Source organism: Nocardia sp. NPDC060249 (genome assembly GCF_042728755.1).
Lineage (GTDB): Bacteria > Actinomycetota > Actinomycetes > Mycobacteriales > Mycobacteriaceae > Nocardia.
On record NZ_JBHXAQ010000006.1, the window covers coordinates 31,061 to 55,034 of the forward strand.

A 23,974-nucleotide genomic window follows, 5' to 3' on the forward strand; every position below is an offset into this window, starting at 1 on the left:
TGCGAAGGTAGTGCCTGCCATATGATTAGGCAAGACTTACCTAATGTTTCGGCGAGGGAAATAGCCGATCCATATAACCCTAACTTTCTACCCGAGTTGCCGAAGTGAGTGCTGACCGGGGTGTCGCGGGTCTGCTGCGGTTCGATGACGGTCGATGTGAACCTCCCCACTCGAACCCGTTTTAGGCTAGCCTCGCCTGGTTTGCGTCGTCGGGAAAGGGGTTCCGGCGCACGCGGTTCGAGGAGGCAACACGATGAGTTTCACTCGCAGGCAGCTCTTCCGCTCCGGCATCGGCGTCACCGCGTTACTGCTGGCCGCGGCGTGCGGCACCGATGATCGGTCCGCCACCGCGCAACGTGGCGGCACATTGCGCGTCGGCGCGTTGGGCACCGCCGCCCGCAGCGAACGCGACCCGCATGCCAATCTCAGCAACGACAGCGACTTCCTCATCGCCTCGCTCGTCTACGACGCGCTCACCGTCCCCGGCGCGGATCCGACCGTCGCCCCGCGCCTGGCCTCGCGGTGGGAGCCCAGCGCGGACAATCGCAGCTGGACCTTCACCATCGCCGACGGCGCGACCTTCCACAACGGCGCACCGGTGACCGCCGACGACGTGGTGTGGTCGATGCGGCGCCTGCGCTCGGTCGGTGGCGCGTCGAAGATGCCGGTGGCCGAGAACGACATCGTCGCCGACGGCCCGAACCGCGTCGTGTTCACCATGCCCGCGCCCAATGCCCAACTGCCGCTGCTGCTTCGGCTGATGACCTTCACTGTGCCGAAGGACACTACCGACTTCACCGCCGCGATCGGCACCGGGCCGTTCCGGCTCGAGTCCTATCAGGGCGGCAATGCCCGGCTGGTTCGCAACGAGCGCTGGCACGGCACACCGCCGCTGCTCGACGCCATCGAGGTGACGATGTTCGACAGCGTCACCGCCCTTGGCAACGCGGCGCTGGGCGGGCAGATCGACCTCGCCTCCAATGTGGGCGCCATCGCCGGGCGTACCGCCGCGGGGCGCGGCGACCTACAGGTGATCCGGCGCGCCGACGACACCATGCTCGGCGTGGCGATGCGCGCCGCCGACGGCCCGTTCGCCGATGCCAGGGTGCGCACGGCGCTGCGTCTCGGTGTCGACCGGACCGCGCTGGTCAACCAGGTGCACTCCGGCTACGGCACCGTCGCCGCCGACGTTCTCGGCACCGCCGACCCGCTCTACGACTCCACGCTGCGCCGTGACCGCGACGTCGAGCGCGCGAAAACCCTGCTGCGCGAAGCCGGGTTCGACACTGGCCGCAGCTACCCGTTCGTGACGAAGGCCGAAGTGCCGGGCGAGGTCGAATCGGCGAAGGTGATCGCCACCCAGCTCGCCGAGATCGGCGTCCGGCTCGACGTGCAGGTGGTCGAATCGGCCGCGTTCTACGATCAGACCTGGCTCAACGCACCGCTGTACACGGTCTCGTGGGGAACCAACGACTCGGTGCTGTTCCTGGCCGACAAGCTGATGACCTCGGGCACCAACCGCAACGAAACCGCCTTCCGTGACCCGGAATTCGACGCGATCAATGCCAAAGCCCTTGCCGCGTCCGGTGACGAGTACACGCGTGCGGTGCGCGAACTGCAGCGCATCGAGTTCGAGCGTGGCGGTTATCTGGTGTGGGGTATGGCCGACGGTGTCGACATCGCCGCGTCGACGGTGCGCGATCTGCCGACGCTCGGTGGGTTCGCGCGCGTGCAGCTGGAACGTGCCTGGCTGGCGTGAATGTCGTGAAAACCTTCGCCCTGCCGATGGTGCGGCGGATCGCGCTCCTGGTGACATTGCTGGCCATCGTGTTCGTCGCGGTGGATCTGCTACCGGGGAACGCGGCACGGTCGGCGCTGGGCAGGGAGGCGGACCCGGCCGAGCTCACGGCGAAAGAGCACGAACTCGGTCTGGACCGTGCGCTGCCGGTGCAGTTCCTCGACTGGATCTCGGGGGTGCTCACCGGGGATTTCGGGCAGACCGCGCGGGGGAACTCGATCGGCGCGCTGCTTGCCGACAAGTTCCCGCAGACCCTGCTGCTCGGTGGTATCGCGTTGCTGCTGGCCATCGCGTTGTCCCTGGTGCTCGGCTGCTGGTGGGCGATGCGCCCGACCGCGCTCGGATCGCGAATGCTGCAGCCCGTCAGCACTTTCGCGGTGGCCGTGCCCGAATTCGTCGGCGGCACCTTGTTGATCCTGGTGTTCTCCCTGGCCACCGGGTGGCTCCCGGCAGTGACCATCACCGGCCGTTCCGGGTTTCCCCTCGGACCCGAGATGCTGGTGCTGCCGGTGCTGGCGTTGGCGATTCCGCAGATCGGCTGGAACGCTCGCGTCGTACGCTCGGCGCTGCTCGATGTGGCTGCCGCGCCCCATGTGGAAAGTGCTGTGCTGGACGGACTACCGACCCGCACGATTCTGCTGCGCCACATGCTGCCGTTCGCCGCGCCGACCATCGTCGCCGGGTACGCGACCTCGGTAGGCATGCTCTTCGGCGGCGCGCTGGTGGTCGAGACGCTGTTCAACTACCCCGGTATCGGTGCCGTTCTCGCCGGGTCCGTCGCCGACCGCGACGCCACCATGGTCGCCGCGGTGGTCGCCCTGACGGCGATCGTCATCATGGTCCTGCTAGCCGTCGCCGACGTCGTCCGGGCATGGGCGTCGCGGAGTGCGCGATGAATATGTCCGGCTCGGGAGGTCGAGGAGTGCCGCGGATGTCCGGCTGGGGCGCGGCGTGGTGGCGGTACTCGGTGGCAGCGGGTGTGGGGCTCGTTGTGCTGCTCGCGGTGGCGGGTCCGCTCTTCGCGCCCTATCCGGGCGAGAAGGCTGTGGGGATGCCGTTCGCGCAGCCGGGTGGGGGAGCACTGCTCGGGACCGATCGGCTCGGCCGGGATGTGCTCAGCCACCTGCTCACCGGCGGCACCCACCTGCTGGCTGTTTCCGCGGTGATCGCGGTGGCGGTGACAGTGCTGTCGGCCGTCCTCGGCGCCGTCGCCGCCGTTCGCCCGCGGGCGGGCAAGGTCATCGAACTCTGCGGCGATCTGGTCATCCTGCTCCCCGCGGTCCTCGGCATCCTGCTGGTGCTCACCGCATGGCCCCAGGGTGGCGTCACCGCGCTGATCGCGGTATCGCTGATCTTCGGAGTTCCCTACTGCGCCAGGATCTTCGCCGCCTCCGCCGCGACCATCGCGGCCTCCGGCTATGTCGAAGCCGCCGTCGCGAGCGGAGAATCCCTGTCCCATCTGGTCTTCCGTGAGATCCTCCCCAACCTCCGCGCCGTCTTCACCACCCAACTCGGCCTGCGCTTCGTCGTCGCCATCTACCTCGTCAGCACCATCGCCTTCCTCGGCGTCTCGGCGCTGGGTCCCGACAACTGGGCGATCATGGTCCGCGACAACGCCTCCGGGCTTCTGCTGAACCCCTGGGCTGTCCTGGCGCCGAGCGCTGCCATCGCCATCGTGGCGGTCGGTGTGAACCTGGTGGTGACCAGTGGTCCCAGGAACCGCCGAACTCCGAAACCGGCATCGGATGCTGTCCACGCGGACGGGGTCGAAAAGTCGGTAGCCGAGATGGACTCGGGGAGCGCACTCGGCGCCGGGCGGTCGGGGGGATGTGGGATTTCGGTGGTGGATTCCGGGGACGCGGCCGTGGTGACCGGGTTGAGCGTTGTCGCCGACAGTGGGGCGGTCTTGTTGGCGCCGTTGTCGTTTCGGCTGGTAGCGGGCACGGTCACCGCGCTCACAGGTGCGTCGGGCGCGGGTAAGTCGACGGCGATGCGTGCGCTGCTCGGTCATCTACCTCCCGGTGCTCGTGGGGAGGGCGCGGTGCGTGTTGGGGGACACGACGTATTCGCGCTCGACGCCGCCGGACTGCGCAGATTTCGCCGTGAGTACATCGCCTATGTCGGCCAGGATCCCGGCTCCGAACTCAACCCATTACTTCGTGTCCGAGCGGTCCTGGCCGACGCGGCCCCCGGCAGCTCCGACGCCGACCGCCTGGCCGTCCTCGAACGAGTGGGCCTCGACCCCACCCATCTCCGCCGCCGTTGCGCCCGCCTCTCCGGCGGCCAGCAACGCCGGGTCGCCCTGGCCCGAGCCATCCTCCGCCGCCCCCGAATCCTCGTCCTCGACGAACCCCTGGCAGGCCTGCACGGCACCCTCCGCACCGAAATAGCCCAGCTGATATCGGCCCTCGCCACCGAGAACTCCATCACCGTCCTGCTCTCGGGCCACGACACCGAGGCGATCAACGCCATCGCCGACACCGTGATCGAACTCCGCTCACCGGGTGCACGGTCGGTGAATGTCGCTGCCGTAGAGGCTGATTCAGCGGGCAATGCACGCCTGTCCAAGGGGCGCTCGGAGCCGACCGGCCGCCAACAGGTCCATCCGCCGGGCGAGGGTCCGGCAGGTCGCAATGGGCGTCGAGTGCTGAATCCCGACCCCGCCGGGACCGCAGCTCCGGCCGATCTGGCGGGTAACGGCGAGATAGTTGCCGTGCGCGCCGAGGGAATCAACGCTGACGCGGGCGGCCACACGGTGCTCGAGAACATCGGTTTCAGCGTGTCCGAAGGAGCTGCCCTCGCTGTCGTGGGGCCTTCCGGAGCTGGGAAGACCACACTCGCGCGGGTGATCGCGGGATTGCACGCCGATGCTGTCGGATCGCTGGATGTCGGTGGTGTGCGGGTTCCGGTGGGGAGCAGGCGACGAATCAAGGTCGGTGCCAACGGTATTCAACTCGTCACCCAGAACCCTCGCGCGGCGTTGAACCCACGACGCACCGTCGCGCAGACCCTGGCACGCCCCTTGCGCCGCATCGCGCGAGTCCCCAGACCCGAAATCCGCCCCCGCGTCGCCGCCTTGCTCGCCGCCGTCGACCTCCCCGTCGACCTCGCCGCCCGCCGCCCCCACCAACTCTCCGGCGGCCAACGTCAACGAGTAGCCCTGGCCCGCGCCCTCGCCGCCGACCCAGCGGTCCTGATCTGCGACGAGATCACCACAGCCCTCGACGCCGACACCGCCGCCGCCATCATGTCCCTGCTCGACCGCCTCCGCATCGACGGCACCGCGGTCATCCTGATCAGCCACGACATGACCCTGGTCCGCGGCCACTGCACCGACCTCCTCGTCCTCGACCACGGCCGTGTAGTCGAATCAGGCACCCCGACAACCGTTCTCGCCGCACCAGCCCACCAGGCGACCGCCGACCTTCTCGGCTGACGCCCGCGCAGCCGAGGCGACGCCGACCTACTCGGGGTGACGCCCGCGCAACGCAGCTCGACCCCCTGTAACGGCCGTAACTCCATCTCCGAATAAATCGGGTTGTCCTCCAAGCGATTTCAGGAGACGTACCCCGATGATGTACCCCGCGCCGCCTCAGCCCGGTGAGCCGATCCAGGCGCCCACCGAGCCGCCGTTCGCGCACACCCCGCCGGTCGATTCCCCGCGCAGGCGGTGGGTGCTGTGGCTCGTGCTCGCCGTCGTTGTCGTCGTTGGCACCGTGGCCGGGGTGGCCGGGTACGTACTCACCCGCACCGAACCGCTGGCAATGGCAGTGGGGGACTGCGTGTCCGGTGCCGAGATACCGGTGGAGTACGGCTGTGACGACGAGCGCGCGACCTACCGGATCGTCGCGAAGGAGTCGGCGCAGTGGCCGTTCGGGATCATCTGCATGAAGTACGCCGATGCCACCCGCGCGGTCCTCGACCCGAAGCCGGACGAGTCGAATCCCGCTGCCGCCTTGTGCTTGTCGCCCACCCGCGCCAACACCACCGATCCGGGCGCGTTGCTCGCCGGGGACTGCATCGACGCGAAGAAGGGCGGCGAGACGATCCTGCGGATGACCTGCGGCACGCCGGCCACCACCCTCGACGTGGTCGGCATCGAAATCCACGCGAGAATTCCTGTCACCGATCAGGCATGTAAAGCCCACGCCGCGACCCGGACCGCCGTTGCCCAGGCTTCGCTCGGCGGCCGCGTGATCGTGGTGTGCGCACGGCCCATCGCGACCTCGACCTCGATGAGTGGCAGCGAAGTCGGTGACTGCGCCGCCCAAACGACGATGACGGTGGCCCCGTGCGACCAACCGGGCGTGCGCCACCGGGTCCTGTCGGTACGAACCCAGCACGTCGAACCGGTATCGCCGGAATGCCCCGATGACGGCAATGTCAACGCGGTGTTCGTCGACACCGGCGCGACGACCGATCTGCGCGTGGTGGTCTGCATGGGCCCGGCGAACACCGATCACCTGGGCTACGGGCAACCCGGTGATTGTCTGATCGGGTTCGGCGCCGCGGGCAGTGCGCCGCCCGCGCTCGTCGACTGTGCCGATCCGGCTGCCAACGCGACGGTGACCGAAGTTCATCGGGGTCCGGGCGCGGAATGTCCACGGCCGGTGGGCGCCTCGGGATCCTTCACGATGAAGCCGGGCGCCACCACAGGTTTGGCGGTCTGCTACGTCCCACTCTGAGAAGTGGCTGTGAGACGTGCATAAGTCTCGCTGGATCTGGATGATTGAACAGATGTCAGTGCAGAAGGTCGGCGTGGCCGCCGCAGTCGCGTTCAGTGCCCTTTTAGCGGGGTGTAGTTCGCTCGCGTCGATCCCCGACGACATGCCGCCGGGGCCGGGAGTCGCGCTGCCCGTGATCGATGTCGACGCACCGGGCCGCGCATCCGAGCAGTTGCGCGCCTGGGCCGACGAGCAGTCCGGCGCGATCGGCATCGAACCGGTCGCGCTCGAGGCCTACGGGTACGCCGCCGCCGTGCTGGCGAAGTCGCGGCCCGAATGCGGGATCGCCTGGACCACCCTCGCCGGCATCGCCAGCGTGGAGAGCGGGCACGGCACCCACCGCGGTGCGGGCGTCGACGCCGACGGGACGGTGCGCCCGGCGATCATCGGCGTCGCCCTCGACGGCACCAAGGGCAATGCCGACATCCGCGACACCGACGGCGGCAGCCTCGACGGCGACACCACCTACGACCGCGCGGTCGGCCCGCTGCAGTTCATCCCCGAGACCTGGAAGCGCTGGGGCGTCGACGCCAACGGCGACGGCGTGATCGACCCGCAGAACATCGACGATGCCGCGCTCACCGCCGCCCGCTACCTCTGCACCCGCGGCGGCGATCTGACCTCGGCCGACGGCTGGCAGCGCGCCCTGTTCGCCTACAACCAGTCGAACAAATACATGCATGTGGTGCGCGATCGGGCCGCCATATACAGCATCGGGCGCCGCGTGTAGTTGCGCACGGCCCGGAGTGCCGGTTACTCCCCACTCCGCCGAGACGATAGGCTCGGCACCGCACGGCCCTCCCGTGATACCTACCGTGCCTTCCGTCGTAAGGAGCAGTTTTCGTGGCCATTATCGAACAGGTCGGAGCTCGCGAGATTCTGGATTCGCGCGGCAATCCCACCGTCGAGGTCGAGATCGCCCTCGACGACGGCACCCTGACCAGGGCAGACGTACCTTCCGGTGCGTCCACCGGCGAGCACGAGGCCGTCGAGCTGCGTGACGGCGGCGACCGCTACGGCGGCAAGGGTGTGACCAAGGCCGTCGAGGGTGTCCTCGACGAGATCGCGCCCGCCATCATCGGCCTCGACGCCGTGGAGCAGCGCACCGTCGACCAGGTCCTGCTGGATCTGGACGGCACCCCCGACAAGTCCCGCCTCGGCGCGAACGCCCTGCTCGGTGTGTCGCTGGCCGTGGCCCGCGGTGCCGCCGAGTCCTCGGGTCTCGAGCTGTTCCGCTACCTGGGCGGCCCGAACGCCCACGTGCTGCCGGTCCCGATGATGAACATCCTCAACGGTGGCGCGCACGCCGACACCGGCGTGGACGTGCAGGAATTCATGGTCGCCCCGATCGGCGCGCCCACTTTCCGCGAGGCGCTGCGCTGGGGCACCGAGGTGTACCACTCGCTCAAGGCCGTGCTGAAGGAGAAGGGCCTGTCCACCGGTCTCGGTGACGAGGGCGGCTTCGCCCCCGACGTCGCGGGCACCGTGGAGGCGCTCGACCTGATCAGCATCGCCATCGAGCGCGCGGGCTACAAGCTCGGCACCGATGTGGCGCTGGCCCTGGACGTGGCCGCCACCGAGTTCCACACCGAGGGCGAGGGCTACAAGTTCGAGGGCAAGGTCCGCACCGCCGCCGAGATGGGCGATTTCTACGCTGACCTGCTCACCAAGTACCCGCTGGTCTCCATCGAGGACCCGCTGTCGGAAGACGACTGGGACGGCTGGGTCGCACTGACCGACGCCATCGGCGACAAGGTGCAGCTGGTCGGCGACGACCTGTTCGTCACCAACCCCGAGCGCCTCGAAGAGGGCATCGCCAAGGGCGCGGCCAACGCGCTGCTGGTGAAGGTCAACCAGATCGGCACGCTGACCGAGACGCTCGACGCCGTCGAGCTGGCGCACCGCAACGGCTACAAGACCATGATGTCGCACCGTTCGGGCGAGACCGAGGACACCACCATCGCCGACCTCGCGGTCGCCGTCGGTTCGGGCCAGATCAAGACCGGCGCTCCCGCGCGTTCGGAGCGGGTCGCCAAGTACAACCAGCTGCTGCGCATCGAGGACGCCCTCGGTGATTCGGCACGCTACGCGGGTGACGTGGCCTTCCCGCGTTTCACCGGCGAATTCTGAAAGCAGTACAGGGGCGGTAGCGAATGACCGAGCGACGTGCGCGTGGAACCAGTCCTGGTGGACGAGGGGACAGGCGCACGTCGCGGGCCGCACGCTCGCGCCCCCGTCTCGACACACCGAGCCGCCCCACCGCGGCCAAGCGTCCCACCCGCCGTCGCCCGGATTCTGCCACCGCGCGCAAGCCCAGCGGCAAGCTCGAGCGCAGCAGCGAACACACCATCCTCGGTCTCTCGACCGGTAAGGCGGTGATCCTGGCGGCGGTGCTGTGCGGCCTCGCGCTGACCTTGGCCGTGCCGACGCGCACCTATTTCAGTCAGCGCGCCGAGGCCGTGGCACTGGCCAAACAGCGGGCCGAACTCGAAGCCGACCTGGCGGGCTTGCGCGATCGTCGTGCGCAACAACAGGATCCGGCCTACATCCGGTCCGAGGCGCGCGATCGCCTGCGCCTGGTGATGCCCGGCGAAACCCCCTACATCGTGCAGATTCCCGGCATCGAGGCACCAGCGCCGCCGCCGATGAGCACCCGCACCGCGGCGCCCGACCCCTGGTACACCGACCTGTGGCGCAGCATCTCCGAACCAGCCCCGGAAGGACCACGGTGACGACACCGAACGAGCACGACCTCGAGATCATCGCGAAGCAGTTGGGCCGCGAGCCTCGCGGTGTGCTCGAAGTCGCCTACCGCACCCCCGACGGCCTGCCCGCCGTGGTGAAGACCGCGCCCCGCCTGCCCGACGGCACCCCGTTCCCCACGCTCTACTACCTCACCGATCCCCGGCTCACGGCCGAGGCGAGCAGGCAGGAGTCGGCCGGGGTCATGCGCGAGATGACCGAACGCCTCGCCACCGACCCCGAACTGGCCGCCGCCTACCGTCGCGCGCACGAGAGCTACCTGGCCGAACGCAACGAGATCGAGTCCCTCGGCACCGATTTCACCGGTGGCGGCATGCCCGACCGGGTGAAGTGCCTGCACGTGCTGATCGCGCACTCCCTCGCCAAGGGGCCCGGGTTGAACCCCTTCGGTGACGAGGCTGTCGCGCTGGCCGCCGCCGCGGGTTTCCGTGGGACCGCGATCCCCGCCGACTGGCCCGCCGCACCTGACGAACAGGCATAATCGCGAGCAGTGCCCGTGCGCGGGTCGAGACCTCTGGAGGACACCATGAGTGAGCGCATCGCCGCAGTCGACTGCGGTACCAACTCGATCCGCCTGCTGATCGCCGAGGTCGGGGCCGACGGCGGTCTCACCGATGTGCATCGGGAGATGCGCATCGTGCGGCTCGGGCAGGGCGTGGACGCCACCGGGCGCCTCGCGCCCGAAGCCATCGAACGCACCCGCCTCGCCCTGGCCGATTACGTGGATGTGATGGTGGCGCAGGGTGTTTCGCGCGTGCGCATGGTCGCCACCTCCGCGACCCGCGATGCCGCCAACCGCGACGATTTCTTCTCCATGACCCGCACCGAACTCGGCCGCGTCGTACCGGACGCGGTCGCCGAAGTGATCACCGGTGACGAGGAAGCGCGGCTGTCGTTCGCCGGTGCCGTCGGTGAATTGTCCGCTGATGCGGGACCTTTCGTCGTGGTCGATCTCGGCGGCGGTTCGACCGAACTGGTCGTCGGCGACGAAAACGGCGTCCAGGCGGCCTATTCCGCGGACATCGGCTGCGTCCGCATCACCGAGCGGTGCCTGGCGGGCAACCCACCGAACGCCGACCAGGTCGCTGCCGCACGAGAATTCGCCCAGCAGAAACTCGATGAGGCCTTCGCGAAGGTCCCTGTCGACCAGGTGCACACCTGGGTCGGGGTGGCGGGCACGATGACCACGATCACCGCCGTCGCCCTCGACCTTCCCGAATACGACTCCGCGCGTGTGCATCTCACCCGCCTGAGCCTCGCCGAGGTCCACCAGGTCTGCGACCGCCTGATCGGCATGAACCACGACGAACGCGCCGCTCTCGGCCCGATGCATCCCGGCCGCGTCGACGTGATCGGCGGCGGCGCGGTGATCACCGAGGTCCTCGCCGACGAATTGTCCAGCCGTGCGGGAGTTTCCGAACTCGTCGTCAGCGAACACGACATCCTCGACGGTATCGCCATGTCGATCCTCGACGCACCCGCCTGACGGGCGGCTTTCGGACGAGCGGTACCGGTAAGAACCGGGTCAGGTGCCGGAGGCTGCGAGCCCCTCGGCCTCGGCCCGGAGTTCGGCCGCCTCGGCGGTCCGCTCCAATGCCGTCAGTCCGGCGGCCTGGGTCGTCAGCGTGGTCACGAGCGAGGCCGTCAATCCCTGCCCGAGCAACTGAACCGCGACCGCCCGCTGCTTCGTCGCGGTTTTCGCCCGGGGCCGGGTGGCTTTCGCGACCAGCGCCGGAAACCGCTTGTCGAAGCGGTGGACGAGCTGGCGACGCAGGTCGATCTCCTCGGCCCGTACCTCGACGGCTTCGCGCTTACGGCCGAGTTCGTCGAGGTAGAACGCCTCCTCGTAGAGCGACTGCGCCAAGTCGAGCATCGTCGCGTGCCCCAGCGGTCCGCTGACCAGCTCGCGGCGCGTCGCCGACGATTCCGCCGCGTGCATCAGGGCCAGGTCGGTGTGGGCGCTGGTCCAGTATCGGCGCGCCATCCTGGCGTGGTATTCGCCGAGCTTGCCGTTGATCCCGTGCGCCCCGATCGCGAAGGGCGGTGGCCGGAGCCCGAGTGTGGGCCCCGAGGCATACATCGATGACCGATCGATACGCGGCGTCTGCTCCGGATGCGCGGATGCGAGCTCCTGTTCGACGTGGCGCAGCGCGGTGCCGTGGGCGAGCAGCCAGCCGCCGGCCACCTCGGAGGCGACCGCGAGATAGGTCACCGCGCCGAGAAACAGGGCCCCGGCTGCGGCGACCGGCCAGGTCCACCCCGAAGGCGACAACTTCCACACCGATATCGCCACCGCGTCCGCTGCGGCGACCGCCACGAAGAACCATCCAGCGAAGAGCGTTGCGCGGGTCGGCAGGGTGGCCAGTGCCATCCACACGATGCCCCGGCCGACACCCGTGAACCCGATGCCGGGTATCACCAGGACTATCAGCCAGGCTTCCTCGCCGGTCCACAACCACAGTGGCCCCGCGATCGACCAGGCGACTAGTGCCCAGATGAACGCGGCTCCCCAGCTACCGAAATCCTCCCCATCCATGCCGCGATGTTCGCAGGCGCCGCCGACAGAAATCTTGACGGATTCATGAAATCTTTCGGTTCAGCTCCCGGTGCGCTCACGATGCTTGCATCCGGGCCAGCAGCACGGCCGCCGCTGGCCCTCCTCCAATTCCTCCCGGGTGCGCCGAATTCGCCGCTCGCGGGTCGAGTCCTGTTTCGCGTCCTCGACCCAGCAGATGAACTCGTTGCGGGCCAGCGGCGTGATGTCGCGCCAGGCACTGAGCACCACCGGATCGGCGAGCAGCGCCGTACGCAGGTCGTCGGGCAACTCGTGCACCACACCACCGGGCACCTGTTGCCTACTCATGAGGGTTCCGGCATCGCACACGCCATCCCATCGGCCATCCCGGTCGGCTGCACCCCCAGCCCCTGGTTGAGCCGAGCCCGCTGGTTCTCCCACGCGATGCTCGCCGCCAACTCGGCCAGTTGCGCCTTCGACAGGTGGGTGAGCAGCGTTTCCCGCAATTCCTCGATATCGACCGCCGGTGTCACCGTCATCGCCTCCGCGAACGCGATCACCAGCTTCTCCAGCTCGGTATAGGCGTCGCTGGTCCGGTACCGGGGCAGATCGGTGAGCTGCTGCTCGGTCAGCCCGGCGGTGTGCGCGAGCGCCGACCCGATATCGAGGCAGAACTGGCACGCCACCAAACCCGCGGTCTTGAGCTCGGCCAGCTCTTTGAGCTGAGGATCGAGCTTGTTGCTGAACAGCAACGCCGTCTCATAGGTCACCGTCGCCGCCGCGATCTGCGGCCGTCGCCCGAGCCATCCGGCCAGATCCCCACGGTTACGCCGGGCCTGCCCGATCACCTGGGCGTATCCCCTGAATCGCTTGACCACCCGCATCGATAACACCCCTTCGTGCCGACGATTCGTTCACCCACGAACCTACGCCGGGAGCCCCTCGATCCCCAGGGTGATCTGCCTCCCTTTCGTGACTCGGCGGCTGGACCCGAGGCCGGGTGGGGTGCGTGTCGCGGGTCAGCCGATCGGGGTTTCGGCGCGGGACGTTCGCGCGTGGCCCAGGCTGCGGCGATATCAGGTGCGGGGGCATCGACGCCAGAATGTTGCGGGGCAGCGGCATTGTCTCGTCGAAGAGGGAAACCGCGCGGAAGGGCTGGGCGTCGATGACGACCCGGTCGGGTGCGCGCCGGGATCGGTCGACGATCAGGATCGCCAGCATCGCCATCGCCGCGAAGGCGATGCGCTGGTGGTTGGCCGGGTGGTCGGCGAGGCTGACGGCGAGGAAACCGCTCAGGCCCGCGGCCGCGGCGGGAGCGGTGAGGGAGCCCGCGGCACTGGCGGTGACCGCGATCCAGAGGCCGATGACGGTGAGCGCGACGACCGCGAGCAGACCGCCGACACCGGATTCGACGGCGTAGTTCAACCACATGTTGTGCGTGTGATGGAACTCCTCCGGGCTGTCGATCACCTCGTTGAGCCAGGGTCCGGCGCGGCCGGGCCCGACCCCGAGGGGATGGTTCGCGGCTATGTCGACCGCTGCCGTCCAGACGTCGGCCCGAACCCCGACCTTGCCACGGGTGATGACCACGACGAACGCGACGGCGGCGGCGATCGCCACCCCGATCGGCAACAACCAGGGCACCCATCGCTCGGCTGTCGCGTGTTTACCCGGTCGCAGCCGTCGCAGGAACGCGAAAACCACCAATCCCGCCAGCGCGGCGACCACTCCGCCGCGCGACCCGGTGAGCACGACAGCCAGATATCCGAGCGCTACCAGTCCCGCACTCACCAACTGTGCGCGCATATTGGCCAGCGAGGCCGAAGCGGCCGCCGCGACCGGCAACAGCAGAACCAGATACGCGGCGAGCAGGTTGGGATTGGAGAAGGTGCCGACGGCGCGAATCATGGTGTCGGCCCCGCAGATATCGTGCGAGCCGTCGAGCGAACCCCGGCAGAATCCGGTCGGGGTTTCCTGCACGACCTGCTGCAACGCGACGATGCTCGCGATCGTGGTGCAGGCCAGCGCGAGCAACGCGATCGCGGGCCATGAGTCGGGCACGACCCGGCGGACACCGACCGCGAGGTAGTAGACAGCGACACTCGTGAGCAGTCCACGCCACGTCGACCAGGGTTGTCCCGCCAGGTAATTGGCCACCGCCGACGAGAACACCAGCAGTGCGAGCGGGATATCGGCGGGTGTGCGCCACCGCGATTCGCCGGTGCACAGCACCGCGAGCAGCCCGATACCGATGATCGAGCGGGTCGGTGTCACGATCCAGAAGATCGACTCGTCGGGCACGATGTCGGCGACGCATTCCAGCGCGATCGCGCCCAGGCACAGCAGGGCGGTCGCGCGCGCGATAACGACCCTCGCAGGTGCACGCGGTGGCGCCTGCGCTGCCGGGCCGGGATAACTCATCCGCAATATGTCCCGCATGAGGATTTCCGGATCGCCACCAGCAGGCGATCTTCTGGTGACAAGTCAGAGTGCTTCGCACCGGCAATCACCGCCATTCGTTAGACAGTTGGGTTCATTTGTCTTATCTTGGAGTCATGAGTTCAACGACGTCTCATGCGGTCGGCTTCGAGCTTCGCTCCGGAGAAACCTGGCGTGACCCCTGGTCCATGTATTCCGCCCTGCGCGAGCACGACCCTGTGCACCGGGTGATCCCCGCCGAGCAGACCGACAACGACTTCTACGTGCTGTCGCGGCACGCCGATGTGTGGACGGCGGCGCGCGACCCAGCGACCTTCTCCTCCGCGTCGGGACTGACCGTGGACTACGTCGATCTGGTGACCGCCGGGTTCGGCGCCGTCAAGCCGTTCGTCTTCATGGACCCGCCCGAGCACACCGATTTCCGGCGCCGGGTGTCCCCGGGATTCACACCGCGCCAGGTGAATTCGGTCGAGCCCGCGGTGCGCAGGTTCGTCGTCGAACGCATCGAACGGCTGCGCGCCGCGGGCGGGGGCGACATCGTCAAGGAGCTGTTCAAGCCGCTACCCACCATGGTGGTCGCCCACTATCTCGGTGTGCCGGAACACGATCACGGCAAGTTCGACGAGTGGACCGAGAACATCGTCGGCGGCGCGGTCGCGGGGGCCGGGCTGGCGGCCGGTGACCAGCACGCCTTCACCGCGGTCGGCGAACTGGTCGGCTACTTCAGCGAACTGATCGCCCGCCGCCGCGTCGAACCGGGCGACGACACCATCTCGCACCTGCTGGCCTCCGGCCTCGGCGCCGACGGCGACAACGAGGGCCTGGTCGCGATTCTCGGCTTCGCGTTCACCATGATCACCGGCGGCAACGACACCACCACCGGCAACCTCGGCGGCGCGGTCCAGCTCCTCACCGCCAACCCCGACCAGCGGCGACTACTCATCGACGACCCCGCGCTCATCCCGGACGCCATCGAGGAGTTCCTGCGGATGACCTCGCCGGTGCAGGGCCTGGCCCGCACCACCACTCGCGACGTCGAACTGCACGACACCACCATCCCCGAGGGCCGCCGCGTCCTGCTGCTCTACGGCTCGGCCAACCGCGACGAACGCGAATTCGGGCCCACCGCAGCCGAACTCGACATCCGCCGCAACCCCAAGCGCATCCTCACCTTCAGTCACGGGCACCATCACTGCCTCGGCGCGGCCGCCGCCCGCATGCAGGCCCGGGTCGCGCTCGAGGAACTCCTCACCCGTTGTCCCGACTTCACCGTCGACCTCGACGCGGTGCAGTGGGCGCACGGTAACTATGTGCGCTGGCCGATCTCGGTCCCGTTCCGTGCGGCGGGCTCGGCATGAGCGGTGACTGGCTGGCCACCGATCGGGCGGATCTGGCGGCCGAACGCATCCTCGACGCGGCCGCCGAACTGTTCGCCGAACACGGGGTCGCCGCGGTCGGCATGGGCGACATCGCCAAGGCGGCCGGATGTTCCAGGGCCACGCTGTATCGCTACTTCGACAATCGTCAGTCGGTGCGAATCGCGTTCGTGCACCGCGAAACTCGCCGCATCGTGGCGAACCTCGACGAGCGGGTCCGCCACATCGCCGACCCCGGCGAGCGCATCGTCGCCGCGATGCTCGGCGCGATCGAAGCGGTTCGGGCCGACCCCCTGCTCATCGCCTGGTTCCGGCCGGGCGATTCCGGCGCGGCGGGCCGCATCAGCCAGGACTCCGATGTCATCGAATCCCTGGCGGCGGCCATGTTCACCGACACCGACCTGAGCGACCCCGAACGCAGCCGCCTCGCCCGCTGGCTCACCCGCGTCATCGTCTCGTTCCTGGCCACTCCCGGTCGAGACGAATCCGACGAGCGCGCGATGCTCCAGGATTTCGTCGCTCCGATCATCACCCGCACCTTCGCCTGACCGCCGCCGGCTCGAGCACGCGGTTCGCCCCTCGAATTAGAACGTGTTCTATATTCGAGGGAAAGTTCCGGCGATCCCTCGGGAGTTCACGACATGTATCAGTGGTCCGATGAAGACCTGATGTTTCGCGACGCGGTGCGTGGCTTCATCGCCAAGGAGGTCACCCCGCACATCGACGCGCTGGAAGGCGGGGCGCTGCCGCCGTTCGACATCATCCGCACGTTGTTCGCGACGTTCGGGCTCGACGAGATGGCCCGGGAGGGGCTCGACAAGGCCCTCGCCCGTGAGGAAGCCGGAACCGCCGGCGCGGGCAAATCCAGCGGCGGCTTCAGCGGCGCGGGCAGTATGGGCGTGGTCCTCAACAGTGAACTCGCCGGCGTCAGCCTCGGCCTGGTGGCGTCGATGGGGGTGAGCCTCGGTCTCACCGCGGGCACTATCCGCAGCCGTGGCACGCTCGCCCAGAAGAAGCGCTGGCTACCCGAGTTGGTCACGATGGCCAAGGTCGGAGCCTGGGCGATCACCGAGCCCGATTCGGGTTCGGACGCTTTCGGCGGCATGAAGTCCTACGTCCGCCGCGATGGCGAGGACTACATCCTCAACGGCCGCAAGACCTTCATCACCAACGGCCCGCACGCCGACGTCACCATCGTCTACGCCAAGCTGGACGAAGAGGACGGCGTCGACCGGCGCGACCGCAAGGTGCTGGCGTTCGTGCTCGACAAGGGCATGCCCGGTTTCACGCAGAGCCCCGCGTTCAAGAAGATGGGGATGAACTCTTCGCCCACCGGCGAACTGTTCTTCGAGAACGTCCGCATCACGCCGGATCGTCTGCTCGGCGAGACCGAGAACCCGGCGAAGGGTGACGGAAAGGCCAGCGCCAAGGAGTCTTTCGCGGCCGAACGCATCGGTATCGCCTCGTTGGCGCTCGGCATCATCAACGAGTGTCATCGGCTGTGCATCGACTACGCCAAGTCCCGCAAGCTGTGGGGCAAGGAGATCGCGCAGTTCCAGCTCATCCAGCTGAAGCTGGCCGAGATGGAGATCGCCCGAATCAACGTGCAGAACATGGTGTTCAACGCCATCGAGCGCACCGCCGCGGGCGACCAGGTGAGCCTGGCCGAGGCATCGGCGATGAAGCTCTACTCCTCCCGCGCCGCCACCGAGGTCGCGATGGAGGCCGTGCAGCTGTTCGGCGGCAACGGGTACATGGCAGAGTACAAGGTCGAACAGCTGGCCCGCGACGCCAAGTCGCTGATGATCTATGCGGGCAGCAACGAAGTGCAGGTCACTCACATCGCCAAGGCCCTGACCGCCGGATAGCGCGTCAGGGCGTTCGCGGCACGCTCCGTCCTGGAGCGTGCCGCCCGGTTCGTGGCGCCGGCCCTGAAAGTGGGTTTACTTTCAGCTATTCACGCAGGTAGTCCGCTCGTATAATGACGAAGATGCGAATCCACCGGAACGCTTGTGCCTGCGCCGTGGTGGTCGCCGCCGCGGTCGTCACCCTGGCGCCGTCGTCTTCGGCCACCCCGTCCTCCGGCGTGACCGTGGAACCGCTGGCCCAGGTCGATGTCAGTGCGTTCAGCCCCTTCGCCTCGTTGCCCAGCACGTTCACCTTCCGGCGGATCACCATCGCCCCCGGGGGCACACTCGGGTGGCACTACCACGACGGCAACGTTCTCGCCGTGATCACCGCGGGCCAGGTGACCCGCTACGAGACAGACTGTGTGCCGACGACGTACTCCGCCGGCGAGGGCTTGTCCGAGACGGTCGGCCCCGACCACGTCCATGTGGGCCGCAACCTCGGCAACCAGCCCGCCGAGCTGTACGTCGCCTATGTCAACCGCGCGAAGGAACCACTCTTCGTGGATGCCCCTGCCCCGGACTGCCCGTAGCCACTGCGCAGGGACTCAGGCGGTCAGGCACGCTGCGGCGCCGCCCGCGGCGAACGTCTCGGTGCCGCAATAGGCGGTATCCGGGTAGTACGGGCCCATCGTGTCGGCCGGGTTGTCACCGGAGTCCTGGGACGCCTGGACCGAATTCGGATAGAACGCCGCGCTCGGGGTCATGTTCCGCAGGAACAGCACCTTGTCCACGTCGGTGCTGCCCCACGGAATCACCGTCACGCTCGGGTCGAGGTTCGAGGGAACGTCGGCAGGTGCGGCGACCACATAGGTGTAGTAGCCGGATGCGTCGATCGAGGTTTGGAAGTCGGCCGCGCAGGCGACAACGGAGTAGGGCGAGCGCAGGTCGTTCTGGCACATCGACCAATACCGCACCTGCTGGCTCGGATCGGTAGGTGATTGTCCCGCACGGGTATCCGGGAAGGCCGGCGCCTTGCCGCGCACCACCAGCAGCCGTCCCGGCTGGTAGCTGATGCGCGTCCCGATGTATTTGTTGTCACCGTTGGGGAAGAGCCCGGCGGTGCTCGCCGGGTTCCCGAACGTCGCCTCCGGTGTGTTGCCCGGGAACGCTCCCGAGGCCGCCTGGGCGATCGCGCGATCGAAGGCGGCCTTGGCGGCGTCGGCGACCGGGCCGGTGTAGGTGGCCGGGTCGAAGGGCTGCGCGCACGGCTGGACCGGAACGTCGGCACCCGCGATCGAGAGCTTCACATCCGGCAGTGGCACGCCGCCACTGAGCGAAGCCGGGTCGGTCGGAACATAGACACGGACGATGACGAACCCGATCGGAGTGCTCTGCCCACTCGCGACAGCCTGGATCTCGTTGCGGCTGTGGTCGGCCGGACCGTTGACCAACGTGGCGTGCCAGCGCCGCTGCGCGGCGGGCAGCGACGCCGCGGCCGCATCGACGAACGGGTTGGCGCTGCCCGGATCGGCGACGATCTGGTTGTCGCGCAACGTATCCACGGTGTCCAGGTCGGTCCCGTAGGTGTTCAACGAGAAATACCGGGCGGCCGGATAGGTGCCGGACAGCTCGATCGAATCACCCGGCCCCAGCGCGTAGGGCATCAGCCAATACGTCGAATTCGCATCGGGGAAAGCCACATTCAGCACGGTGCTGTCGGACATGAACCGCCACGCGCACAGCGGCGAGTCCGGCGGATCCGCGGAGGCTGGTGCGGCAAACCCCACCGCCGCCGAAATCATGGCCAACACGCAACCCAAACGGACGATCGAGGCCAGAACCGATTGCATGACGATCCCTTCGAAGCTGTCGAAGAATCCGAGCAACAACATAGTGCCAGGACAGAGAATCGAACCCCGACCCGAGGTGGGTCGTGCGGTTACCACGGCAATAGCGGCCACGTAATGCGTTGAAGCACACTGCGAAACCCATCGAATGAATGGTCGACGCTCGTAAGAATTGCGAATGTCGATCGTATGCGACGCTTCCTGACTTCATCGGCGTCGAGGCAGCCGAGGGCTGATAAATCCACACCGAAGGAGATCTGAACGGAAACGGCTCGCGCGGAGCGCCGGGAAAATCCGGTGCGAACCGTAGTCACCATGACGACAGAGACCGTACGAGCGCGGTCATATGCGCCGTGCTCGTACGGTTCTCTGTCGACAAGGTCAGGCGGTGGGGGCGAGGAGTTGGTTGAAGAACGCGCGGTAGCTGCGCAGCGCGCGCCGCAACGACTCGGTGTCGGGGCTGTCCGACCACCGGTCCGCGATGATCCCCTTGCGAGCGGTGTAGGTGCTGGTGAGTTCGTGGATCAATTCGGTGACAAGCTTGTCGGCTTCGTGGACGGCATCTCGGGGATCGTCGACGAAGGTGCCCTGCAGGTCGCGCCACCGTCCACGGAGGTGTTCCAGGGACTGTTCGTCGAACAGCGGGACGATGTCGTCGTCGGTGTCGGTGGCCGGGCTCTGCTGCTGAACGACCGGCTCGTGCTCAGCGCCGCTCGCGTCGGCGATGTCGGTCTTTTCGGCGGAGCCGTGGCGCCGGTGACCTGTGCGGACCTCGTCCGCGGTATCCGCGCCGAAGGTCCTCTCGGTATTGCCGTCCACGGTGGGGGAGGCCTGGGGATCGCGTCCGGAATCCGGCTCGATGACCTCGGCGTCGATCACGTGGTGCTCGCCGCGCGCCTCGGTCGCGACACGGTCGTTGTCGCTGAGGTTATCGAGATCATGTGTGCGCGAAGCAGTGTCGGTTCGGTTGTGTTCTGTGCTCATGACACGGTGTCCTTCTTGTGCGTGGTGTGGCCGTCGGTCAGGTCGAGGAACAGGGTGCGGTAGTGCACGATGGCGGTCCGAAGGTCCTCGGTGCTCGCCTGGCCGTTCGCGTGCTTCGCCACGACGCGGTGGGCGTCGCGGTAGTGACCCAGCGTCGAGGCGTGCTCGACGGAGAGGTCGGCGACCTGCTGGTCGAAACCTTCTGTGGGATAGCCACGTTCGGCCATGACGGTCGTCACGAGCCGATCGGCGGCGCCGACGGCGTCGGCGGGCTCATCGACGAAGCGCTCCTGCACGCTCGCCCAGTCCTTGGCGAACTCCTTCTTGCGTTCGGGCGTCAGTTCACGCAGGTCGAGCGAGTTGTGCCTGCGTTCGCGTTCGGCCAGTTCGCGTTCGGCGGCGCGGCGATCCTCCGTCTGCTCGACCGCCCGGTCGTACTCGGGCCCGAAACGGTCCCGTAGACGCTTCCGGCGTAGGTATGGCGGCACCAGAAGAGCCGCACCTACGAGTACGACCACGATGACGATGACAACTACCAGGATTCCGGAAGACACGGTTCTCTCCTTCTACGAGCCTCTTGCCCCGGTAGTGCCTCGAAAATCATTTCTCAAACGGCAGATGCTGCTCGCCCCATGGTCGACGTCGATCGCACCGCTGTTCATCGGCCCACTCGGTCGCCTTGCCGATACCGTCGAAGATCGCGTTCACCGACAACGGAGGCCCCTCGGGACCGTCGGTGTACGTGATGAATTCGGACGGCACCGGAGTCACGCGGATCGCCGCCGGATATGACCCGGACTTCGCGCCGGATGGCTCGAAGATCGTCATCAGGCAGTCGAGGCTCATTCTCGTGAACACGGACGGAAGCAACCCTGAAGAATTCGCCGACGAGGGTTCGGATCCGGCGTAGCCGACAACTCGCACGAGTCTGCACGACGAGCCTGAGACGCAGTCCTTCGCCGCCGTGGTCGTTTATGATCGCCCGGCACTGGATAGATCCGTCAGGAGGCGTGAAAACGGATGAGCGCGAACGTACCTCGCAAAAAGTTGACCATCGAGTTCGACGAACCCCTCGAAGAGGAGCTGTACGCGAACCTGGCTTCGCTGGTGTGGATGCAGCTACGCGCGATAGCCGACGCGGCTGATTTCGAGTTCACCGTCCGCCATGACGGTCCGGCCTCGATGAGCGAGAAGCTGAACCAACACTGGGATCGGTTCGCCCAGCAAGCCCAGTGGGAAACCGAATAGCCGAGTTCCCCCGCGCCTCAGATTCCCAGCTCCCGGTGGTGCCGGACTCTGGCTATGCTGGATCTCTTCGCTACCAGGCGGAGTCCCGGGAGCTGTGAGCCATGAGCGATCACATCCAAATGCAACCCCCCGACTACCACCGGTGTCTCGACACTGTGTTCGCCTCGCCAGTCGCCTGCCGGGAGCTACTGCAACGACTGTCGGAGATGACCGAGCACGACACCCACTCACAGTGGTCACCGTGGTTGGGACAGGTGCCCCCGCCCCACGGCTCGCGGGTCGCCGAACAGATTCCGATCGCCGTGCGGCTGGCGATGCTGCAGGCTGATTACGACTCATGCCGCGAGATCCTCAATCTCAACGTCCGCGATCTCGCCGCGGTGGTCGGCGTGCACCCGATGCAGATGAGCTACGTCGAACTCATCGCCAGTGTGCGCAGGATCCTCGAGGATCAGCGAAACCGGATCCTCGAACTGGAGGCTGACCGGCCGGGCTGTCGTTAGAGCTGTTCGGAAAACGACCGTTTACCGAACACCTGATCGTGAACAGCCGAGGTTGGTGGACGAAGAGCGGGTCAGAGCGGCGTGCCTGCCGTGCGTCCCTACTTGAACGGGGTGTGCCTGTGCACAATCGGTTCACCACAGAACCGTGAACCGAGCTCGTCGGTGGTGGCGTGTCCCGTGGAGTCGGTGATCTTGCAGGTGCTGCGGCCGGTTCCGCCAGGTTTCTGTTCGGATTCGATCTCGACGAAGGCTTCGGCCACCAGCTGGGATGCGTTGTCGAATCTCCAGAAGCCGATATTCCAGAAGCGGGCTCCGCCTTTGGCGGCGACGGCGACGTAGCCGGTGTCGGTGCGTTCGGGGCCGAATCCGCTGAGGGTGCCCGCGCGGACGAAACCCGAGGTTGTGGAACGGTAGATGACATAGGTGGCGTTACCGTTGGCGACGGTGTCGCGGGGCAAGATCAGGTCGTCGCGGCCGTCGGCGTCCAGATCGGTGAGTCGCGGCGAGATCTGGATGTTGATCCCGGACTCGGTCACGACGGGATGTTCGACGCCGACCGAATCGATCTCCACGACGGACTCGCTCGCCGTGCCCGCCTCGATCGTGTAACGGACGATGAGTGAGGACCCGCTGCCGTCACCGGGTACCAGGCGGCAATCGGCGTGGCGTGCGGCCGCAGGGGCGACCGGCTCGACGCTTTCGCACAGGGGCAGGTCGATCCGGGCCGGTGTGGCGCTTGCGGGAACCGCGGTGCTCGGTGCCGCCTGCTGGCCGGGCGCGTGGCCCTCTCCCCCGCATGCTGCGGTCGCCACGGACGTAGCGGCCAGGACGCACAGGGCTGTCGTCCGGAGCGGACTGCGCCTCCGGCGGCCAAAAGTTCGTACTCGTAACATGTTTCGCAGCGATCACTTTCATGAGATTCGTGAGCCGTGACGCGCAGCGCTGGGGCACCGGCCAGCACGAGAGCAGGGTTTCTGGGTGGGGCGCAAAGAATGCGGCCGAGCGCTTCCGCGCTGACGTGTTCATTGAAGCCGACTTCGCAATCTCTCGTCTACCGAGCCGACGCTGCACCCAGCGCCTCGCGGGGTTGTTCGGAAAACGAACGTTTACCGAACACCCGCGCGCCGGGCAGGGGGGTTCCTGGAGCATAGGTCCGTCTGTTCGAGTTCGCGCCACCCGCGACAACCGACATTGTGCACGCGCGAGCCCTGCGGATCTGTATCGAGCGGCTCGGCGACTACCTTGAGCATGGGCGTACCTCCCCGACCGGCGTTGGCGCGCTGGCCTTATCAACCCTCGGATTCGAAGATCATCCGGGAAGGTACCCCTCCAGGCCATCCACAGGGTTTGATCATTGCTCCTTTCGCGGGCTACCAGCCGCCAGCTCGGCACCGGCCAGCTCGACGGCGAGCAAGCCGATGCGCTCAAGAACTGGTATGCGAGCTGCTGTTCGAGCTCTACGAGAACGAAGTCGAGTACGCGCACGACCTCTACGGACCGCTTGGGCTCACCGGCGACGTTGTAAAGTTCCTGCGGTACACCGCAAACAAGGCCTTGACGAACCTCGGCTACGAGAGCCTGTTCCCACGCGATGACTGCGAGGTCAAGCCAGCGATCCTGTCCGCTCTATCGCCCAACGCCGACGAAAACCATGACTCCTTCGCCGGCTCCGGCTTGAGTTACGTCATTGGCGCGGCTGTCAGTACCGTGGAGGAGAACTGGGAGTTCTGCCCCCATGGAGGGCCTCGTCCGCAAGTGCGGGGCGTCGGTATCTGCTTGTGCCGCAATCGAGTTCTGCGGAGTGTCCAGCTCTGCACGCCCGAAATCGTGATGGTCGGCCAGCCGGACGGTTGGCGGCATGCCTGTCTTCGCAAACCAAGTCGCCTGTGTCGCAGGAATCGTAGAGAATTGGGTGCATGTCGGACCC

General features: G+C 67.4%; 24 protein-coding genes and 1 pseudogene. 17 read left to right on the top strand and 8 right to left on the bottom strand.

The window, feature by feature from the left end:
- The first annotated feature begins 253 nt into the window (after positions 1–253).
- From ACFWFP_RS21760 to ACFWFP_RS21800, 9 genes are all read left to right on the top strand, one after another.
- Positions 254–1,759: an ABC transporter substrate-binding protein gene (locus ACFWFP_RS21760; protein WP_379297766.1), complete on the top strand. Its 1,506-nt coding sequence runs from the start codon at positions 254–256 to the stop codon at positions 1,757–1,759.
- Positions 1,756–2,694, top strand: a complete 939-nt coding sequence (locus ACFWFP_RS21765; protein ID WP_379297768.1) for an ABC transporter permease — start codon at positions 1,756–1,758, stop codon at positions 2,692–2,694. The genes ACFWFP_RS21760 and ACFWFP_RS21765 overlap by 4 nt, the downstream gene beginning before the upstream one ends.
- Before the next feature lie 35 nt (positions 2,695–2,729).
- Positions 2,730–5,234, top strand: a complete 2,505-nt coding sequence (locus tag ACFWFP_RS21770; protein WP_379297770.1) for an ATP-binding cassette domain-containing protein — start codon at positions 2,730–2,732, stop codon at positions 5,232–5,234.
- Between the two features lie 136 nt (positions 5,235–5,370).
- Entirely contained in the window at positions 5,371–6,483 is a 1,113-nt protein-coding gene (locus ACFWFP_RS21775) for a hypothetical protein (RefSeq protein WP_379297772.1), read from the top strand.
- 52 nt (positions 6,484–6,535) lie between these two features.
- Entirely contained in the window at positions 6,536–7,252 is a 717-nt protein-coding gene (locus ACFWFP_RS21780) for a lytic transglycosylase domain-containing protein (protein WP_379297774.1), read from the top strand.
- 113 nt (positions 7,253–7,365) lie between these two features.
- Entirely contained in the window at positions 7,366–8,652 is a 1,287-nt protein-coding gene (gene eno / locus ACFWFP_RS21785) for a phosphopyruvate hydratase (RefSeq protein WP_067451558.1), read from the top strand.
- A gap of 23 nt (positions 8,653–8,675) precedes the next feature.
- A complete protein-coding gene (locus ACFWFP_RS21790; protein ID WP_379297776.1) occupies positions 8,676–9,254 on the top strand; it encodes a septum formation initiator family protein in 579 nt (192 codons plus the stop codon).
- Positions 9,251–9,766, top strand: coding sequence for a DUF501 domain-containing protein (locus ACFWFP_RS21795; protein ID WP_379223855.1), 516 nt, complete (start codon positions 9,251–9,253; stop codon positions 9,764–9,766). The genes ACFWFP_RS21790 and ACFWFP_RS21795 overlap by 4 nt, the downstream gene beginning before the upstream one ends.
- Positions 9,767–9,811: 45 nt before the next feature.
- The gene (locus ACFWFP_RS21800; RefSeq protein WP_379297778.1) at positions 9,812–10,771 is read left to right on the top strand and encodes an exopolyphosphatase; all 960 of its coding nucleotides are present in this window, start codon (positions 9,812–9,814) and stop codon (positions 10,769–10,771) included.
- Between the two features lie 39 nt (positions 10,772–10,810).
- Here ACFWFP_RS21800 and ACFWFP_RS21805 read toward each other — a convergent pair whose 3' ends face one another.
- From ACFWFP_RS21805 to ACFWFP_RS21820, 4 genes are read right to left on the bottom strand one after another with little or no spacing between them, the layout of a single operon-like run.
- On the bottom strand, positions 10,811–11,821 hold the full coding sequence (locus ACFWFP_RS21805; protein ID WP_379297780.1) for a hypothetical protein: 1,011 nt from the start codon (positions 11,819–11,821) through the stop codon (positions 10,811–10,813).
- A 60-nt stretch (positions 11,822–11,881) separates the two neighbouring features.
- Entirely contained in the window at positions 11,882–12,148 is a 267-nt protein-coding gene (locus tag ACFWFP_RS21810) for a YdeI/OmpD-associated family protein (RefSeq protein ID WP_379297782.1), read from the bottom strand.
- Positions 12,145–12,684, bottom strand: a complete 540-nt coding sequence (locus ACFWFP_RS21815; RefSeq protein ID WP_379297784.1) for a carboxymuconolactone decarboxylase family protein — start codon at positions 12,682–12,684, stop codon at positions 12,145–12,147. The genes ACFWFP_RS21810 and ACFWFP_RS21815 overlap by 4 nt, the downstream gene beginning before the upstream one ends.
- On the bottom strand, positions 12,626–14,239 hold the full coding sequence (locus ACFWFP_RS21820; protein WP_379297786.1) for an O-antigen ligase family protein: 1,614 nt from the start codon (positions 14,237–14,239) through the stop codon (positions 12,626–12,628). Before ACFWFP_RS21820 ends, ACFWFP_RS21815 begins: the two co-directional genes overlap by 59 nt.
- A gap of 116 nt (positions 14,240–14,355) precedes the next feature.
- Between ACFWFP_RS21820 and ACFWFP_RS21825 the strand changes: the two genes are divergently transcribed.
- From ACFWFP_RS21825 to ACFWFP_RS21840, 4 genes are all read left to right on the top strand, one after another.
- Complete coding sequence (locus ACFWFP_RS21825) at positions 14,356–15,597, top strand: cytochrome P450 (RefSeq protein ID WP_379297788.1); 1,242 nt, start codon at positions 14,356–14,358, stop codon at positions 15,595–15,597.
- Positions 15,594–16,163, top strand: a complete 570-nt coding sequence (locus ACFWFP_RS21830; protein ID WP_379297790.1) for a TetR/AcrR family transcriptional regulator — start codon at positions 15,594–15,596, stop codon at positions 16,161–16,163. Before ACFWFP_RS21825 ends, ACFWFP_RS21830 begins: the two co-directional genes overlap by 4 nt.
- A 93-nt stretch (positions 16,164–16,256) precedes the next feature.
- Positions 16,257–17,483, top strand: coding sequence for an acyl-CoA dehydrogenase family protein (locus ACFWFP_RS21835; protein ID WP_379297792.1), 1,227 nt, complete (start codon positions 16,257–16,259; stop codon positions 17,481–17,483).
- Between the two features lie 122 nt (positions 17,484–17,605).
- Positions 17,606–18,055 (top strand): cupin domain-containing protein, encoded by a 450-nt coding sequence (locus ACFWFP_RS21840; protein ID WP_379297794.1) that lies wholly within the window; start codon positions 17,606–17,608, stop codon positions 18,053–18,055.
- Positions 18,056–18,070: 15 nt separating this feature from the next.
- On the opposite strand, the gene ACFWFP_RS21845 is transcribed toward ACFWFP_RS21840, so the two are convergent.
- The 3 genes from ACFWFP_RS21845 to ACFWFP_RS21855 form a co-directional block, all read right to left on the bottom strand.
- Positions 18,071–19,267, bottom strand: a complete 1,197-nt coding sequence (locus tag ACFWFP_RS21845) for a hypothetical protein (RefSeq protein ID WP_379298338.1) — start codon at positions 19,265–19,267, stop codon at positions 18,071–18,073.
- Between the two features lie 426 nt (positions 19,268–19,693).
- Positions 19,694–20,296: a hypothetical protein gene (locus ACFWFP_RS21850; protein ID WP_379297796.1), complete on the bottom strand. Its 603-nt coding sequence runs from the start codon at positions 20,294–20,296 to the stop codon at positions 19,694–19,696.
- Positions 20,293–20,850 (bottom strand): hypothetical protein, encoded by a 558-nt coding sequence (locus ACFWFP_RS21855; protein WP_379297798.1) that lies wholly within the window; start codon positions 20,848–20,850, stop codon positions 20,293–20,295. The genes ACFWFP_RS21850 and ACFWFP_RS21855 overlap by 4 nt, the downstream gene beginning before the upstream one ends.
- A 191-nt stretch (positions 20,851–21,041) precedes the next feature.
- Here ACFWFP_RS21855 and ACFWFP_RS21860 point away from each other — a divergent pair, with 191 nt between their 5' ends.
- From ACFWFP_RS21860 to ACFWFP_RS21870, 3 genes are all read left to right on the top strand, one after another.
- Complete coding sequence (locus tag ACFWFP_RS21860) at positions 21,042–21,206, top strand: hypothetical protein (RefSeq protein ID WP_379297800.1); 165 nt, start codon at positions 21,042–21,044, stop codon at positions 21,204–21,206.
- A 110-nt stretch (positions 21,207–21,316) separates the two neighbouring features.
- On the top strand, positions 21,317–21,544 hold the full coding sequence (locus ACFWFP_RS21865; RefSeq protein WP_379297802.1) for a hypothetical protein: 228 nt from the start codon (positions 21,317–21,319) through the stop codon (positions 21,542–21,544).
- Positions 21,545–21,750: 206 nt separating this feature from the next.
- On the top strand, positions 21,751–22,047 hold the full coding sequence (locus ACFWFP_RS21870) for a hypothetical protein (protein WP_379297804.1): 297 nt from the start codon (positions 21,751–21,753) through the stop codon (positions 22,045–22,047).
- 98 nt (positions 22,048–22,145) lie between these two features.
- Here the strand turns inward: ACFWFP_RS21870 and ACFWFP_RS21875 are convergent, their stop codons facing one another.
- Positions 22,146–22,859, bottom strand: a complete 714-nt coding sequence (locus tag ACFWFP_RS21875) for a hypothetical protein (protein WP_379297805.1) — start codon at positions 22,857–22,859, stop codon at positions 22,146–22,148.
- Positions 22,860–23,487: 628 nt separating this feature from the next.
- On the opposite strand from ACFWFP_RS21875, the pseudogene ACFWFP_RS21880 reads away from it, so the two are divergent.
- A pseudogene (locus ACFWFP_RS21880) lies at positions 23,488–23,775 on the top strand (ribonucleotide-diphosphate reductase subunit beta); the annotation flags it as partial.
- Positions 23,776–23,974: the final 199 nt, after the last annotated feature.

Coding starts and splice junctions, on each gene's coding strand:
- ACFWFP_RS21870 (WP_379297804.1), top strand. CDS start 21,751: ATGACCGAGCACGACACCCACTCACAGTGGTCACCGTGGTTGGGACAG.
- ACFWFP_RS21840 (WP_379297794.1), top strand. CDS start 17,606: ATGCGAATCCACCGGAACGCTTGTGCCTGCGCCGTGGTGGTCGCCGCC.
- ACFWFP_RS21825 (WP_379297788.1), top strand. CDS start 14,356: ATGAGTTCAACGACGTCTCATGCGGTCGGCTTCGAGCTTCGCTCCGGA.
- ACFWFP_RS21860 (WP_379297800.1), top strand. CDS start 21,042: ATGAATTCGGACGGCACCGGAGTCACGCGGATCGCCGCCGGATATGAC.
- ACFWFP_RS21845 (WP_379298338.1), bottom strand. CDS start 19,267: ATGATTTCGGCGGCGGTGGGGTTTGCCGCACCAGCCTCCGCGGATCCG.
- ACFWFP_RS21775 (WP_379297772.1), top strand. CDS start 5,371: ATGATGTACCCCGCGCCGCCTCAGCCCGGTGAGCCGATCCAGGCGCCC.
- ACFWFP_RS21790 (WP_379297776.1), top strand. CDS start 8,676: ATGACCGAGCGACGTGCGCGTGGAACCAGTCCTGGTGGACGAGGGGAC.
- ACFWFP_RS21850 (WP_379297796.1), bottom strand. CDS start 20,296: ATGAGCACAGAACACAACCGAACCGACACTGCTTCGCGCACACATGAT.
- ACFWFP_RS21865 (WP_379297802.1), top strand. CDS start 21,317: ATGAGCGCGAACGTACCTCGCAAAAAGTTGACCATCGAGTTCGACGAA.
- ACFWFP_RS21810 (WP_379297782.1), bottom strand. CDS start 12,148: ATGAGTAGGCAACAGGTGCCCGGTGGTGTGGTGCACGAGTTGCCCGAC.
- ACFWFP_RS21835 (WP_379297792.1), top strand. CDS start 16,257: ATGTATCAGTGGTCCGATGAAGACCTGATGTTTCGCGACGCGGTGCGT.
- ACFWFP_RS21830 (WP_379297790.1), top strand. CDS start 15,594: ATGAGCGGTGACTGGCTGGCCACCGATCGGGCGGATCTGGCGGCCGAA.
- ACFWFP_RS21770 (WP_379297770.1), top strand. CDS start 2,730: ATGTCCGGCTGGGGCGCGGCGTGGTGGCGGTACTCGGTGGCAGCGGGT.
- ACFWFP_RS21760 (WP_379297766.1), top strand. CDS start 254: ATGAGTTTCACTCGCAGGCAGCTCTTCCGCTCCGGCATCGGCGTCACC.
- ACFWFP_RS21780 (WP_379297774.1), top strand. CDS start 6,536: ATGTCAGTGCAGAAGGTCGGCGTGGCCGCCGCAGTCGCGTTCAGTGCC.
- ACFWFP_RS21815 (WP_379297784.1), bottom strand. CDS start 12,684: ATGCGGGTGGTCAAGCGATTCAGGGGATACGCCCAGGTGATCGGGCAG.
- ACFWFP_RS21805 (WP_379297780.1), bottom strand. CDS start 11,821: ATGGATGGGGAGGATTTCGGTAGCTGGGGAGCCGCGTTCATCTGGGCA.
- ACFWFP_RS21820 (WP_379297786.1), bottom strand. CDS start 14,239: ATGCGGGACATATTGCGGATGAGTTATCCCGGCCCGGCAGCGCAGGCG.
- ACFWFP_RS21800 (WP_379297778.1), top strand. CDS start 9,812: ATGAGTGAGCGCATCGCCGCAGTCGACTGCGGTACCAACTCGATCCGC.